We start from the raw sequence: 13901 nt of genomic DNA, 5'->3' as shown, positions 1-13901 counted from the left end.
ATATCGCTTAACGCTGTCTAACATCCGAGCCGACGCCGGGTCAATGGTGAACACCGGCGCCGAACGCTGATCATCGAGGAGCCCAGAGTGTCCGGACCCGCAGCGGGGGCGGCCCACGCCGCCACGACGAGCGATGTCGTCTGCCTCGGCGAGTCCATGGTGACGTTCCTGCCCTCGCAGCCCGGACGCCTCGCCGACGTGCCGTCCTTCGGCCGTGCGATCGGGGGCGCCGAGTCCAATGTCGCCTGTGCGCTCGCGGCGGCGGGGCACCGGGCGAAGTGGGTCAGCCGCGTCGGTGCGGACGGGTTCGGCGACCATCTGGTCGAGGCGATCTCCCGGTACGGCGTCGACACATCGGCGGTCGAGCGCGACCCGGACCGCCCCACAGGCATCTACTTCCGCACGGCGACCGACCGGGCGACCGACACGCACGAGGTCGCGTACTACCGGGCCGGGTCCGCGGCATCGGCGATGTCCCCGGCGAACGTCCCGGCCGAGGACGCGCTCTGCGGCCGCATCCTGCACCTGTCCGGGATCACGGCGGCGCTGTCCGCGGACTGCCTGTCCTTGCTCCACTCGCTGACGGCGCCCCGCCCCGGACGCCCGCTGATCTCCTTCGACGTGAACCACCGGACGGGGCTGTGGCGCGACGGCGACGCGGCACCGGCCGTGCTCCTCGACCTGGCCCGCCGCTCCGACCTCGTCTTCGTCGGTGAGGACGAGGCGGAGGAGGCGTGGGGGCTGCACGGCGCGGAGGCGATCCGTGCGGCGCTGCCGGAGCCCGGGGTGCTGGTCGTGAAGCGGGGGGCCGAGGGGGCGACGGTCTTTTCGGGGCCCCGCCCCGGATCCCGCTCCTCCGTCGCCGGCGGGCCCGAGAGTGTCACCACCGTCCCCGCCCTGCGCGTGGACGTCGTCGCCCCCGTCGGCGCCGGGGACGCCTTTGCGGCCGGGTTCCTCTCGGCCACCCTCCGCGACCTGCCCGTACGGGACCGCGTCCGGCACGGGCACCTGATGGCCGCCGCCGTCCTCACCGTTCCCGGCGACCTCACCGACCCTCCGGCCCGTGCCCACGCCGACCGGCTGGTGGCTCTCGACGACACCGCCTGGGAGACACTTCGTCTCGGCCCCGGCTGGACAGCGGCCGATCGGGCATCCGAGGAGGTACCCACCCCATGAGTCAGACCGTCGACCGCGCGCTGAGCATCCTTCCGCTCCTCGCCCAGGGCCCCGCCGATCTCGGCCAGGTCGCCGACCGCCTCGGCGTCCACAAGTCCACCGCGCTGCGCCTGCTCCGTACGCTCCACGAGCACGGACTCGTCTACCGCCAGCAGGATCAGCGCTACCGCCTCGGAGCCCGCCTGTTCGCCCTGGCGCAGGAGGCCGTCGAGAACCTCGACGTACGCGAGATCGCCCACCCCCACCTCGTCGAGCTCAACGAACAGTGCGGGCACACCGTCCATCTCGCGGTGTACGAGGAGCACGAGGTCCTGTACATCGACAAGGTCGAGAGCCGCTACCCGGTCAGGATGTACTCCCGGATCGGCAAGCCCGTCGCGATCACCGTCGCCGCCGTCGCCAAGCTGCTGCTCGCCGACCTGACCGAGCCGGAACGGCGTGCGATCGCCGAGAAGCTCGACTACCCCATGTACACGTCCCGTTCGATCCCGAACGCCGGCGCGTTCCTCAAGGAGCTCGCTGCCGTCCGCGAACAGGGCTGGGCCACCGATCTCGGCGGCCACGAGGAGTCCATCAACTGCATCGGCGCTCCCATCCGCGGCGCGGACGGCCGCGTCGTCGCCGCCATGTCGGTGTCCGCGCCGAACGTCGTCGTCACGGCCGAGGAACTCCTCACCCTGCTCCCGCTGGTGCGCCGCACCGCCGACGCCATCACCCGGGAGTACTCCGGCACGCCCACCCCCCAACCCAAGAAGGCCTGAACCGTCATGACCGAGAAGACCGCCCTCACCCCCAGCACCCACACCGCCCCGCCCGCCAAGTTCTCGCACGGCGTGAAGAAGGGGAACATCCTCCAGGTCGCCGGCCAGGTCGGCTTCCTGCCCGCCGTCGAGGGCCAGGCGCCGACCCCGGCCGGTCCGACGCTGCGTGAACAGACCCTCCAGACGTTCGCCAATGTCAAGGCGATCCTGGAGGAGGGCGGCGCGAGCTGGGACGACGTGATGATGATGCGCGTCTACCTCACGGACGTGGACCACTTCGCGGAGATGAACGAGATCTACAACGCGTACTTCGGCGAGCAGAACCTCAAGGAGGCCCCCGCCGCCCGTACGACGGTCTACGTCGGCCTCCCCAAGGGCCTGCTGATCGAGATCGACGCGCTCGCCGTCCTGAGCTGAACGAGCCGACCCATCCACGGCTGATCCGCTTGCCGCACCGCAGCACCACGCCACACGGCACGGCGCCCCGCACGACCGGGACGCCGTGCCGCGCCCCACCCTGCCCGAAGGACCCCCACACCACGGAGTCGTCCCATGCTGCTCGCCGCCACGCCACCTCCGGTCGAGACACCACCCCACACCGGTGGACTCCTCCTCCTGATCGACGGCACCGCCGGTCTGCTGACCGTCGCCACCCTCGGAATCGCGCTCCTCCTCTTCCTGATCATCAAGGTCAGGCTGCAGCCGTTCGTCGCGCTGCTCGCCGTCTCCATAGCCGTCGGCCTGGGCGCCGGTCTCTCCGTCACCGAGCTCTTCGGCACGGTGCAGAAATCCGCCGCCGTCTCCGTCATCGAGTCCGGCATGGGCGGCATCCTCGGCCATGTCGCGATCATCATCGGCCTCGGTACGATGCTCGGCGCGATCCTCGAAGTCTCCGGCGGAGCCGAGGTGTTGAGCGCCCGCCTGCTGAACCTCTTCGGTGAGAAGCGGGCCCCGCTCGCCATGGGCCTGACCGGCCTCATCTTCGGTATCCCGGTCTTCTTCGACGTCGGCATCTTCGTCCTCGCGCCGATCGTGTACGCCGCCGCGAAGCGGTCCGGCAAGTCGATCCTGCTGTACGCGATGCCGCTGCTCGCCGGTCTCTCGATGACCCACGCCTTCCTGCCGCCGCACCCGGGACCCGTCGCCGCCGCAGGTCTCTTCCACGTCTCGCTCGGCTGGGTCATCCTCATGGGCGCCGTCGTCGGCATCCCGTCCGTCCTCGCCGCCTGGGTCTACGCCGCCTGGATCGGGAAGCGGATCTTCGTCGAGGTCCCGCAGGACATGGTCGAGGCCGCCGAGGAGTCGAAGGCCGCGGTCGTCGCCGAGCAGCGGGCCTCCGGTGTCTCCCCGCGCGAGGAGCCGGTCGGGCTCGCCACCGTACTGACGATCATCGGCACCCCGCTGGTGCTGATCCTCGCCGCGACGTTCTCCTCCATCGCCCTGGATCCCTCCACCGTCCGCTCGGTCATCGAGTTCTTCGGTAACCCGTTCGTCGCCCTCTCGATCGCGCTGCTCCTCGCGTACTACCTGCTGGGCATCCGGCGCGGCTGGTCCCGCAAGTCCCTGGAGGCGGTGTCCACTTCGTCGCTGAAGCCGGTCGGCAACATCCTGCTGGTCGTCGGCGCGGGCGGCATCTTCGGTGCCGTCCTGAAGGGCAGCGGCATCGCGGACGCGCTCGCCGACACGTTCAACGACGTCGGCCTGCCGGTCATCCTGCTGGCCTGGCTGATATCCGTCGTCCTGCGCGTCGCCCAGGGTTCGGCGACGGTCGCGATCGTCACCACGGCGGGCATCGTCGTGCCGCTGGTCGAGGGCCAGGGCATGTCGCAGGCGCATCTGGCGCTGATCATCATGGCGATCTCGGCGGGTTCGATCTTCGCCTCGCACGTCAACGACGGCGGCTTCTGGATGGTGTCGAAGTACTTCGGCATCACCGAACGCGACACCCTGAAGTCCTGGACGGTCCTGGAAACGGTCCTGTCGGTGGCGGGCTTCGCGGTGGCGGCGCTGCTGAGCCTGGTGATCTAGGGCCTCTCATCCGGATCACGGTGGGCTCGCGCCTGATCCGGACGACAGCCCCCCAGGGCCGGCCGACGGCGGGGCTCAGTCGGTCTGTGTCGTGCACAGGACGTTCTTCCCGCCGTCCACGTCGTAGATCCAATAGCTGTTCCGGTCTCCCTGGCTCCGGGCGCAGTAGCCCCGCGGATAGCTCTTCTGCGCCCGGTGGTAACCGGTGATCTGCAAGGTCGCGTTGTAGCCGGAGGGAACCTTGGCCGCGTCGCAGCTCCAGACGTTCATGAGGAGCGACTTGGTGACGGAGGTGTTGCTGACCTTGGCCACGAAGCACTGGCCCGTGCGGAACTGGCGCTCCAGGCAGAGCGACACGGTGAAGTCCGACACCGAGCCCATGTGGTACCAGTACGAACGCCCGTTACCGGTCGGGCAGTCCGCGAAGCTGATCCCTTTCCGCGCCGACGTCACTCGGGTGTAGGCGTCGGCGGCACCGCACGACACCCTGCGCGGCGCGGTCGTGGACCAGTCGTCGTAGCCGTCGTCGTACGCCGTGAGGCAGTCCCCGGTCGATACGGCGCGGAAAGCGGCATCGGTGGCATCGGGCGTCGGGGTGGGGGCCGCGACGGCGCCGGAGGAGGACGAGCCACTGCTGCTGCCACCGGACGACGACGTGTAGCCACTGCTGCTGGAGGTGCTGCTGCCGCCGCTGCTGGTTCCGGCATCCGACTCCCACGGCTGCCAGACCACCATGACGAAGAAGATCAGCGGGATGAGCCACCAGCCGCTCGAAGATCCCTTCTTCGCCGGCGGGGTGGTGACGGACGCCACGGACAAGGGCGGCGGCTGAGCCGACGCCGTGGAAGCCCGCTTGCGGGCCCGCTCCTGGCGGCTCTGCTCGGCGCGTCTCTGCTCCGCGGCGCGTTCGGCCTTGAGACGCGCGGCCTGATCGCGGGCGGCCTGCTTCTCGGCCCGTTCGCGTTCCGCACGCTCCTGCTCGCGCGCCGCCCGTTCGCGTTCCTGCTCCCTCTCCCGTTCCTGTTCCCGCTCGCGTTGCGCCCGGGCCCGTACGGCCTCCGCCTCCGCGTCCGCCTCCGCGTCCCGGGTGTACATCTGGGTCCGGCCGGGACGCGGTACCGCCGATGTCCGCTGATCGACGGTCAGGTCATCGGGGCCCGCCGCCGCGCCGCGCCGCAGGGCGTGACTCTGGCGTTCGTACACCTCGATCAGTGCTGTCCAGCGGGGCGGCAGCCAGCGGCTCCCGCTCTGCGAGAGCGGTAGTCCGGCCATCGCCTGGCGGAACTGATGCAGCACGTCCGCCGGTGCGGGGCGGTCCGCCGGGTGTACCGCCAGACAGGGACGGATGAGAGGTACGAGTTCCTTCGGCAGCCCGTCGAGATCCAGTTCACCGCGCTGCACCCGTGCCAGCAGGGCGAGGGTGTCCCCGTCGGCGCGGTACGGCGGCCGCCCCGTGGTGAGGTGGAAGAGTGTCGCGCCCAGCGAGTACACGTCGGACGCCGCCGTCGACGTCTCGCCGCGTGCCTGCTCGGGTGAGGTGAAGGCGATGGTTCCGAGAGTGAGGCTGGTCCGGGTGAGATCGCTGGCGTGTGAGATGCCGAAGTCGATCAGCCGGGGGCCCGTCAGCGGAAGCAGGATGTTCTGCGGCTTCACATCCCGGTGGATGATGCCCTCGCGGTGCAGCGTGACGAGCGCCTCGGCCGTTCCGGCAGCCAGCCACCGTACCGCCGACGCGGGTAACACCCCTGCGGCACGCACCAGTTCGGAGAGGGCCGGCGCGGCGATGTAATCGATGGCCATCCAGGGCTGCTCGGCGTCCGGATCCGCTTCCCGTACCCGTGCCGTGAACGCGCTGTCGATCCGCTGCGCCAGCTTCACCTCGCGGGCGAACCGGCGCCGGTCGATGTCGCTGACCTCACCCTCGGCCAGCAGCGTCTTGACCGCCACGAGCTGCCCGTCGGCGGCCTGCGCGAGGTAGATCCGCCCCATGCCGCCGGACGCCAGCCGGCCGAGCAGCCGGTTCGCCCCGAGTGCTGCCGGATCGCTCTCGCTCAGGCCTTCCAGCCGTGCCCCCGCCATGTAGCTCCCCCCGTCACTTCATCGCGCGGTGAACAGGGTCCCACGAGGGGTCGGAACGTGCCACGACTCCCTCTGTACCAGGTCCGCAACTTCCGTTTCCCGCAAGGAAATCCCGGCGAGGAGGAGACCGGAGGTCGCAAGCCGGCACCCGGACGCGGACATGCAGCAGCGCCGCCGGGGGAGCGGCGGCGCTACTGGTCACTGATACCGGACGGTGGTTACGGCAGGCCGTGCACGTGCGGGCCCACCGCGTTCGACCAGGCGTTGCCCGACTTGGCGTCCCAGTTGGTCGACCAGGTCATCGCACCGCGCAGCCCCGGGTACGCCCTGGACGGCTTGAACGAACCGCAGTTGGTGCCGCGGGCCAGGCAGTCCAGGGCGTTGTTCACGATCGTGGGGGAGACGTAGCCGCTGCCCGCGCCACTGGTCGAGGCCGGCAGTCCGAGTCCGACCTGGGCCGGCGAGAGCCCGCCCTCCAGCTGGATGCAGGCGAGCGCGGTGAGGAAGTCCACCGAGCCCTGCGAGTAGACCTTGCCGTCGCAGCCGAGCATCGAACCGCTGTTGTAGTACTGCATGTTGACGACGGTCAGGATGTCCTTGATGTTGAGTGCCGTCTTGAAGTACTCGTTCGAGGTCGACTGCATGTCGATGGTCTGCGGCGCCATCGTGATGACGAGCTTGGAGCCCGCCTTCGACGAGAGGGACCTGAGCGCCTGCGTCATGTAGGTGGAGTTGAGGCCGTTCTCCAGGTCGATGTCGACCCCGTCGAAGCCGTACGTCTGCATCATCGAGTAGACGGAGTTCGCGAAGTTCGTCGCGGAGGTGGCGTCGTTGATCGAGACGGTGCCGTTCTGGCCGCCGATCGAGATGATCACGGACTTGCCGGCCGCCTGCTTGGCCTTGATGTCGGCCTTGAACTGGTCGACGGTGTAGCCGCCGAGCCCAGCCGAGTCGAGGTTGAAGGTGACGCCGCCCGGAGTGCCGGTCGCGTCGGCGAAGGAGACCGCGATGATGTCGTAGTTGGCCGGGACGTCGCTGATCTTCTGGACGGTGGCGCCGTTGTTGAAGTTCTGCCAGTAGCCGGTCACCGCGTGCTTGGGCACGGTACCGCCGCCCCCGCCGCCACCGGTGGCCGAGGTGGTACCGGTCACCCCCGTTGACTTGGCGGACTCACCGGCCGCGTTGGTCGCGGACACCTGGAAGGAGTACGAGGTCGAGGCGGCCAGTCCCGTCGCGGTGGCCGAGGCCCCGCTCACCGACTGCACCTTGGTGCCGTTCTGGTAGACGTTGTAGCCCGTCGCGCCGGACACCGCGTTCCAGGACAGGGCCACGGAGGACGAGGTCACGGAGCCCACCGTGAGTCCGGCCGGGGTGGCGGGCACGGTCGGTGCCGGGTCACCGCCGCCGCCCCCGTCCGGGCCGGTGACGGAGATGTCGTCGGCGAGGTAGGGGGCCTGCCCGTACCAGCCGTGGAGGTATACGGTCACCGAGGTGGTGCTCGGACCGGTGGTGAAGCTGGTGGAGATCTTGGTCCAGCCGCTGGTGTCGGGGGTCCAGGTCGACACGTCGGTCGTTCCGGTGCCGGTCGCGCCGATGTAGGTGTATCCGCCCTGCACCCAGCCGCTGAGGGCATACGTGGAGTTCGGCTTCACGGCCACGGCCTGTGTGCACTGGGCGTTGTCCTGGCCGGCCGGGGTCGCCTTCAGGGCCGCGGCTCCCCCGTGCACGGGGGAGGAGACGGTGGTGCCGCTGCCGTTGGAACAGGTCCAGTTGGCGAGTCCGGACTCGAAGCCCGCGTTCTTGGCGTTGTTGACGTCGGCGGCCTGGGCGGTGCCGACGAGGCCGGTGAAGGTCAGCGCGGCTGCGGCGACGACGGCCATGACGGAGCCGAGGACCGGGCGGATGCGGCGTCTGCCGTGCCGGGTGCCGGATGAGCGTTCCACGTGCTTGCCTCCGTGGGGGAGTCGGGGATGCAGGGGGATGCATCGGGGTGCAGGCGGGTGCCGGGGGTGCGACACGGGACTGAACGTGCTGCGTATGGAGGTGCGTTGAAGAACGGTGGCCACCGTTGGCCGACAAAGCTGGTCCAGACCAATCGAGTTGTCAAGACCTCTGGCGGTCATGGGTTCCGGTGAGGGGCGCGGCAGGAGTGCGCCGGCCGGGGTCCGGATCGCTGCGGGTGTCCTTCGCCGGCCCGACCGGGCTCTCTCGTGGGCGAGTCGGGCGGACGGGGGGCCGGGGCGGCCTGGGTGGCCGGACGGTGACGGAATTCTCGCCTCCGGAATGGGGCACCAGCGCCCGAGATCCATTCTGACGTGCGCGAATGAATTCAGGCCGGAGAAAATCGGAACGCGTTTCGGTAACCCTCCGCAGTGGTACAGGAGTTAACCACTCTCTGTTTCGCCCGATTTCGCACCTGGCTGTCGCCCGCCTGTCGCGAGCGTGTTGCCCGGATGTAGCTGTACTGGTCCACGAAAGGTGTTCTCTGGCTGGTAAGACGTGGATAAAGTGCTGTGGCAGAAGCACGGAGCAGGAGCGATTGCGGCCGCCGTCAGCGCGACGGTGGCCGGAGCCGAACGGGGACCAGCGTGCCGACCGCAATAGCAGTGACCAGTGCTGATCTTGTGCTGCCACCGACCGACCAGCAGACACCCACGGCGGCCTTGCTGCAGGCTCCGGAAGACCAGACGATGGATCTGGCGATCAGTGACATGCATGTGCTGCTGGAGCAGCACGGCTATGTCGTCGCCGTCTACGCGGCCGGACTGCCGGCCGCCCACGAGCGCAGGCTGCATTCCGTCAGATCGGTCCTGGAGAGCGACCGCATAGCTCTGCTCAAGGTGGATCTCCCGCCGCTCGGCATCGCCGTACTCGTAAGACAGTTGCGCCAGTTGTCGATCTGCGACTTCAGTCCCGGGGTGGTCGCCTCCGCCGCCCGGCTGCTGACGCACTACATCCACGCGGGCGCCCTGCTGAACTCGGTCACCAAGCTGGACCGGGTTCCGGTCAGTCTCAAGACGCATGCCAAATCGTGGGTGCCGGGCTCCCAGTTCGCCGTGGTCGCGGGGCCGAACCCGCAGCTCGTCAAGGTCGGCCCGGCCGTGGAGCCGCCGTCCGGGCCGGAGTTCGGAACGCATCTGCTGATCGCCAAGGGCCAGTCGCAGTCGGACTGGGTGCACAAGACCCTGGCTCCCGCCTGGAAGGTCCAGGCCATCCAGGAGGCCACTCTGCCTTCTGACTCCTCCCGCTGGTGGGGAACCGGAAAGCTGGTGGAATTTGCCGCCTATCTTCCGGACATCTCCGTTCTGTACCAACTGGTTGCCTCCGTAAGGCGCGAGAACTGTCACTGGTGCGGAATGGAACTCATCGGAGATCGTTGCGGGTTCTGTTCCTCACCACTTCCTCCACCCGAGAACCGAATGCACCCCGGGAGTGTCCTGAACCAAGGAGCGGCCGTGCAGCCACGGTCGTGACGTCCGTGCATTTCCGCGACACGCGTAGATGCAGACGTCGTACAGGCACAGTCCCCGACACGAATCCCGACCGACTCCCAGACGTACGCCCAGTCACCGCGCATCCTTCTGTCCGCTGCCCCACGCATCCGATACGAACGAGGTTGTCCGGCCCATGAACTCCCGCCAGCGCCGCGGCGTGATACTCCTGCTCCTGTCAGTCCTGTGCGCCTTCGGCGCCTTCGCCGGCGTGCTCTCGGTGATCAGTGACGTCAACTCGAAGGTCGGCCCCGAGGTGTCGGCCTACCAGCTGAAGTCCGACATCGCCCCCTACACGGCGCTGTCCTCCGGACAGTTCGAGAAGATCAAGATGCCGAAGCGCTGGCTGTCGACCAACGCCGTGACCGACCTCTCCGAAGTCAACGGGAAGATCGCCGTCACACAGCTGCGCAAGGGCTCGCTGCTCCAGTCGGACATGATGCAGAAGAGTCCCGAACTGCAGCCCGGTGAGCAGGAGATCGCCATCATGATCGACGCCGCCACCGGTGTCGCCGGCAAGATCACCCCCGGTGCGACGGTCAACATCTACGCCACGTTCGCCGGCGAGCAGGACGGCGCCCCGTCCCAGTCGAAGGTCATCGTCTCCAACGCCAAGGTGCTGGACGTCGGCAAGCTGACCGCCCTGGAGCCCGGCCGGGACGCCAAGTCGAACATGGGTACCGAGGCCGTCCCCATCACGTTCGCGCTCAACACGCTCGACACCCAGCGCATCGCCTACGCCGAGTCCTTCGCGGAGCACGTACGCCTCGCGCTCCTGGCCTCCGGCAGCGACAGCACCATTCGACCGGGCGACCGCACCTACACGCTCGACAAGGACAAGTGAGGATCGAATGACCACAAGGATCCTCCCGGCCGTCGGTGACCCCGACGCGGCCAGATCCGTCACCACCCTGCTCAGCCAGCTTCCCGACGCAGAGCCGGCCGCACCGGTCGGCGACTCGACGCAGCTCATCGACACCCTCGCCCGCCTCGCGGGTGAGTCGCTCGACGAGCTGCCCGAGGTCGTGCTGGTCCATGAGCGGATCGGTCCGGTGCCGGCTCTGGAGCTGATCCGGGAGGTATCCCTGCGCTTCCCCGCCATCGGGGTCGTGCTGATCACCGCGGATGCCAGCCCCGGGCTGTTCTCCGCGGCGATGGAATCGGGCGCCCGTGGCCTGGTCACCCTGCCGGTGAGCTACGAGGAACTCGCCAACCGGGTCCAGTCCGCCGCCCAGTGGTCGGTCGGGGTACGCCGTCACCTGGGCAGCGGAGGTGACGTCTTCACCGGCCCCGGCGGCACCGTCATCACCGTGAGCGGCGCCAAGGGCGGTGTGGGGGCGACCGTCACGGCGGTCCAACTCGCCCTGGCGTCACAGGCGTCGGGGCAAACCGTCGCGCTGGTCGACATGGACCTCCAGTCCGGCGACATCGCCTCGTACCTCGACGTGCAGTTCCGGCGCTCCATCGTCGACCTGGCGGCGATCGCCGACATATCGCCCCGCGTCCTGTCCGACGCCGTGTTCAGCCACAGCACGGGGCTCGCCCTGCTGCTGGCGCCCGGCGAGGGTGAGCGCGGCGAGGAGGTCAGCGACCGGTCGGCCCGCCAGATCGTCAGCGCGCTGCGTTCGCGGTACGAGGTGGTGGTCATCGACTGCGGCAGTCAGCTCCAGGGCGCCGGCGCGGCAGCCATCGAAATGGCCGACACGGCGGTGCTGGTCACCACCCCGGACGTGATCGCGGTGCGCGGCGCGAAGCGCACCGTACGGATGTGGGAGCGACTCCAGATCCGTAAGGCGGAGGAGACGCTCACGCTCGTCAACCGGTTCATCCGCAACACCGAGATCCAGCCGCCGCTGATCGAGAAGATCACCGGGACCCGGATGGCGAACACGGCGGTTCCCGCGAACTTCAAGGAACTCCAGGGCGCCGTCGACGCGGGCCGGATGCACGAACTCGACGCCAAGAGCACCGTGAAGCAGGCGCTCTGGGGCCTGGCCGGAGAGCTGGGGATCGTGAAACTCCCCGCCGGCGCAGACAGGAGCGGCGGGAAGAACGCCGGAAAGTTCAAGAACGACCGAGGCTCCATCGGACGCCCGCGCAGACGGCGCGACGGTGACTCCGGGGGCCGTGGGACGACCGAGGGGACACGTTGACCGATGGCAGCCACCGAGATGAGAGGCCTGAGGATACGGAGGAGGCGTGACGGTGATTCCTTCCGTGAGCAAGATCGCGGCCAGACCGCGATCGAGTTCGTGGGCGTCACGCCGCTGATCATCCTGTTACTGATCGCGCTCTGGCAGTGCGCGCTGATCGGCTACACGTTCAGCCTGGCGTCGAACGCGGCTGACGAGGCGGCCAGAGCGGGTACCGGGGCCGAGTACCTTCCGACGCTGGCCTGCAAGCGCGCGGCCAGGGAGGACCTGCCAGACGCCTGGGAAAGCAAGTCGAGAACGGACTGCCGGGCGACGCCCACTCTGTACAAGGCCGAGGTCAGCCTGAAGGTGCCGGTCCTGGTGCCGGGCGTACTCAACTGGCCGATGACGATCACCGGCGAAGCCGCGTCGCCGACGGAGGGCTGACCGATGAGCGAGCGCACAGGCACATCCCGCCGCGACCGTGGCCAGGTGGCCATCGAGTACATGGGCTTCATCCCGCTGCTGCTCCTGGTGGGTCTCCTGGCGATCCAGCTGGGCGTGGCCGCGTACACGGCCAACCAGGCCGGCACGGGAGCCCGTGCGGCGGCCCGTACGGCCAGCCACGACATGCCGCTGACGCTTCCCGAAGAGGCGGGCCGGGAAGCGATGAGCGACTGGCTGAGCGACGACCGCAGGGACTCGAGTTTCATCCCGAGCTATGGCATCGACGAGGTGACCTACACCGCACGCGTCAAGATCCCCTCCGTCGTTCCTGGACTCAGCTGGGGATACGCCGAGCGAAGCTCCACCTTCCCTCGGGAGTGACCGAGCCCCGCATCGCGCGGCCGGAGCACCATCTGCACGTCGGACCAAGGGAGTTACGGAATGAGCCTGCGGGCCCGCATCACCGCCCCCGAGAAGAACAGCGGGGGGCGGGAGGACAGCCACATGGTGGCGACCTACCGCGCCAAGCTGCTCGAGGAGATCGACCTCGCGGAGATGTCCTCGCTGGCCGCCGCCGACCGGCGGGCCCGCCTGGAGCGCGTACTCAGCCACATCATCAGCCGTGAGGGCCCGGTCCTCTCGACTGTCGAACGCACCCAGCTGATCCGCCGTGTCGTCGACGAGGCCCTCGGCCTCGGCATCCTGGAGCCGCTCCTCGAGGACGCGTCCATCACCGAAATCATGGTGAACGGACCGGACCAGATCTTCGTCGAGCGCAGCGGCAAGGTCGAGCAGCTCCCGATGCGGTTCGGTTCGCACGAGCAGCTCATGCAGACCATCGAGCGCATCGTGTCGACCGTCAACCGCCGTGTGGACGAGCAGAATCCGATGGTCGACGCGCGACTGCCCAGCGGTGAGCGAGTCAACGTGATCATTCCGCCGCTGTCCCTGACCGGCGCGACGCTCACCATTCGACGGTTCCCGCGTGCGTTCACGCTGCAGGAGATGATCAACGTCGGCTCGCTCGACGAGCAGATGCTGATCCTGCTGTCCGGGCTCGTCCAGGCCAAGCTCAACATCATCGTCTCCGGTGCCACCGGTACGGGTAAGACGACACTCCTCAACGCGCTCTCCGGACTGATTCCGAACCATGAGCGCATCGTCACCATCGAGGACTCCGCCGAGCTGCAGCTCCAGCAGAGCCATGTGATCCGGCTGGAGTCCCGCCCGGCGAACGTCGAGGGGAAGGGGCAGATCACCATCCGTGACCTGGTCCGTAACTCCCTGCGTATGCGGCCCGACCGGATCGTCGTCGGTGAGGTCCGTGGCGGCGAGTCGCTCGACATGCTCCAGGCGATGTCGACGGGTCACGACGGTTCGCTCGCCACCGTCCACGCCAACAACGCCGAGGACGCGCTCATGCGTCTGCAGACCCTGGCCTCGATGTCCGAGATCAAGATCCCGTTCGAGGCGCTGCACGACCAGATCAACAGCGCCGTCGACGTCATCGTCCAGCTCACCCGGCACGCAGACGGTTCCCGCAAGGTCACCGAGATCGCCGTCCTCGACTCGCACGGCCGCGACGCCTACCGCATCGTGTCCGTCGCCCGGTTCAACGCCCAGCCGATGGCCGCCGACGGGCGGATCTACGGCCAGTTCCAGTACCTCCCGCTCCCGCGCAAGATCGCCGACCGTCTCTACATGGCCAGCCAGCCCATCCCGCAGGCCTTCGGAGTCGCCGCGTCCGACGAACAGCTCGCCACCCGAGAGGCCAAGTAGGTACCGCG

Annotated in this window: 12 protein-coding genes; 10 read left to right on the top strand and 2 right to left on the bottom strand. The window is 68.8% G+C overall.

From position 1 onward, the window contains the following. Window positions 1-87: 87 nt before the first annotated feature. From OHB49_RS16985 to OHB49_RS16970, 4 genes are all read left to right on the top strand, one after another. Window positions 88-1176: a sugar kinase gene (locus OHB49_RS16985; RefSeq protein ID WP_030969268.1), complete on the top strand. Its 1089-nt coding sequence runs from the start codon at window positions 88-90 to the stop codon at window positions 1174-1176. Then, a complete protein-coding gene (locus OHB49_RS16980) occupies window positions 1173-1937 on the top strand; it encodes an IclR family transcriptional regulator (RefSeq protein WP_326605479.1) in 765 nt (254 codons plus the stop codon). The genes OHB49_RS16985 and OHB49_RS16980 overlap by 4 nt, the downstream gene beginning before the upstream one ends. Window positions 1938-1943: 6 nt before the next feature. Next, complete coding sequence (locus tag OHB49_RS16975) at window positions 1944-2354, top strand: RidA family protein (protein ID WP_030914824.1); 411 nt, start codon at window positions 1944-1946, stop codon at window positions 2352-2354. 135 nt (window positions 2355-2489) lie between these two features. Further along, window positions 2490-3965, top strand: a complete 1476-nt coding sequence (locus OHB49_RS16970) for a GntP family permease (protein ID WP_030969272.1) — start codon at window positions 2490-2492, stop codon at window positions 3963-3965. 75 nt (window positions 3966-4040) lie between these two features. On the opposite strand, the gene OHB49_RS16965 is transcribed toward OHB49_RS16970, so the two are convergent. After that, complete coding sequence (locus OHB49_RS16965; protein WP_329161257.1) at window positions 4041-6044, bottom strand: serine/threonine-protein kinase; 2004 nt, start codon at window positions 6042-6044, stop codon at window positions 4041-4043. 218 nt (window positions 6045-6262) lie between these two features. After that, a complete protein-coding gene (locus OHB49_RS16960; protein ID WP_329166510.1) occupies window positions 6263-7924 on the bottom strand; it encodes a chitinase in 1662 nt (553 codons plus the stop codon). Between the two features lie 726 nt (window positions 7925-8650). Between OHB49_RS16960 and OHB49_RS16955 the strand changes: the two genes are divergently transcribed. From OHB49_RS16955 to OHB49_RS16930, 6 genes are all read left to right on the top strand, one after another. Further along, a complete protein-coding gene (locus tag OHB49_RS16955; RefSeq protein ID WP_030969278.1) occupies window positions 8651-9517 on the top strand; it encodes a hypothetical protein in 867 nt (288 codons plus the stop codon). Window positions 9518-9671: 154 nt separating this feature from the next. Next, entirely contained in the window at window positions 9672-10379 is a 708-nt protein-coding gene (gene cpaB, locus OHB49_RS16950; protein ID WP_030969280.1) for a Flp pilus assembly protein CpaB, read from the top strand. A gap of 7 nt (window positions 10380-10386) precedes the next feature. Next, window positions 10387-11688, top strand: coding sequence for an AAA family ATPase (locus tag OHB49_RS16945; RefSeq protein WP_030914843.1), 1302 nt, complete (start codon window positions 10387-10389; stop codon window positions 11686-11688). A gap of 3 nt (window positions 11689-11691) precedes the next feature. Beyond that, window positions 11692-12114 (top strand): TadE/TadG family type IV pilus assembly protein, encoded by a 423-nt coding sequence (locus OHB49_RS16940; protein WP_313938921.1) that lies wholly within the window; start codon window positions 11692-11694, stop codon window positions 12112-12114. Between the two features lie 3 nt (window positions 12115-12117). After that, window positions 12118-12495, top strand: a complete 378-nt coding sequence (locus tag OHB49_RS16935) for a TadE/TadG family type IV pilus assembly protein (protein ID WP_329161249.1) — start codon at window positions 12118-12120, stop codon at window positions 12493-12495. A 60-nt stretch (window positions 12496-12555) separates the two neighbouring features. Beyond that, window positions 12556-13893 (top strand): CpaF family protein, encoded by a 1338-nt coding sequence (locus tag OHB49_RS16930; RefSeq protein ID WP_030969285.1) that lies wholly within the window; start codon window positions 12556-12558, stop codon window positions 13891-13893. The last annotated feature ends 8 nt before the right edge of the window (window positions 13894-13901 follow it).

The sequence above is a fragment of the Streptomyces sp. NBC_01717 genome, assembly GCF_036248255.1.
In the GTDB taxonomy this organism is placed as follows: domain Bacteria; phylum Actinomycetota; class Actinomycetes; order Streptomycetales; family Streptomycetaceae; genus Streptomyces.
Note: the sequence above shows the minus strand (reverse complement) of the source record. Positions and strands in the feature narration are given on the sequence as shown.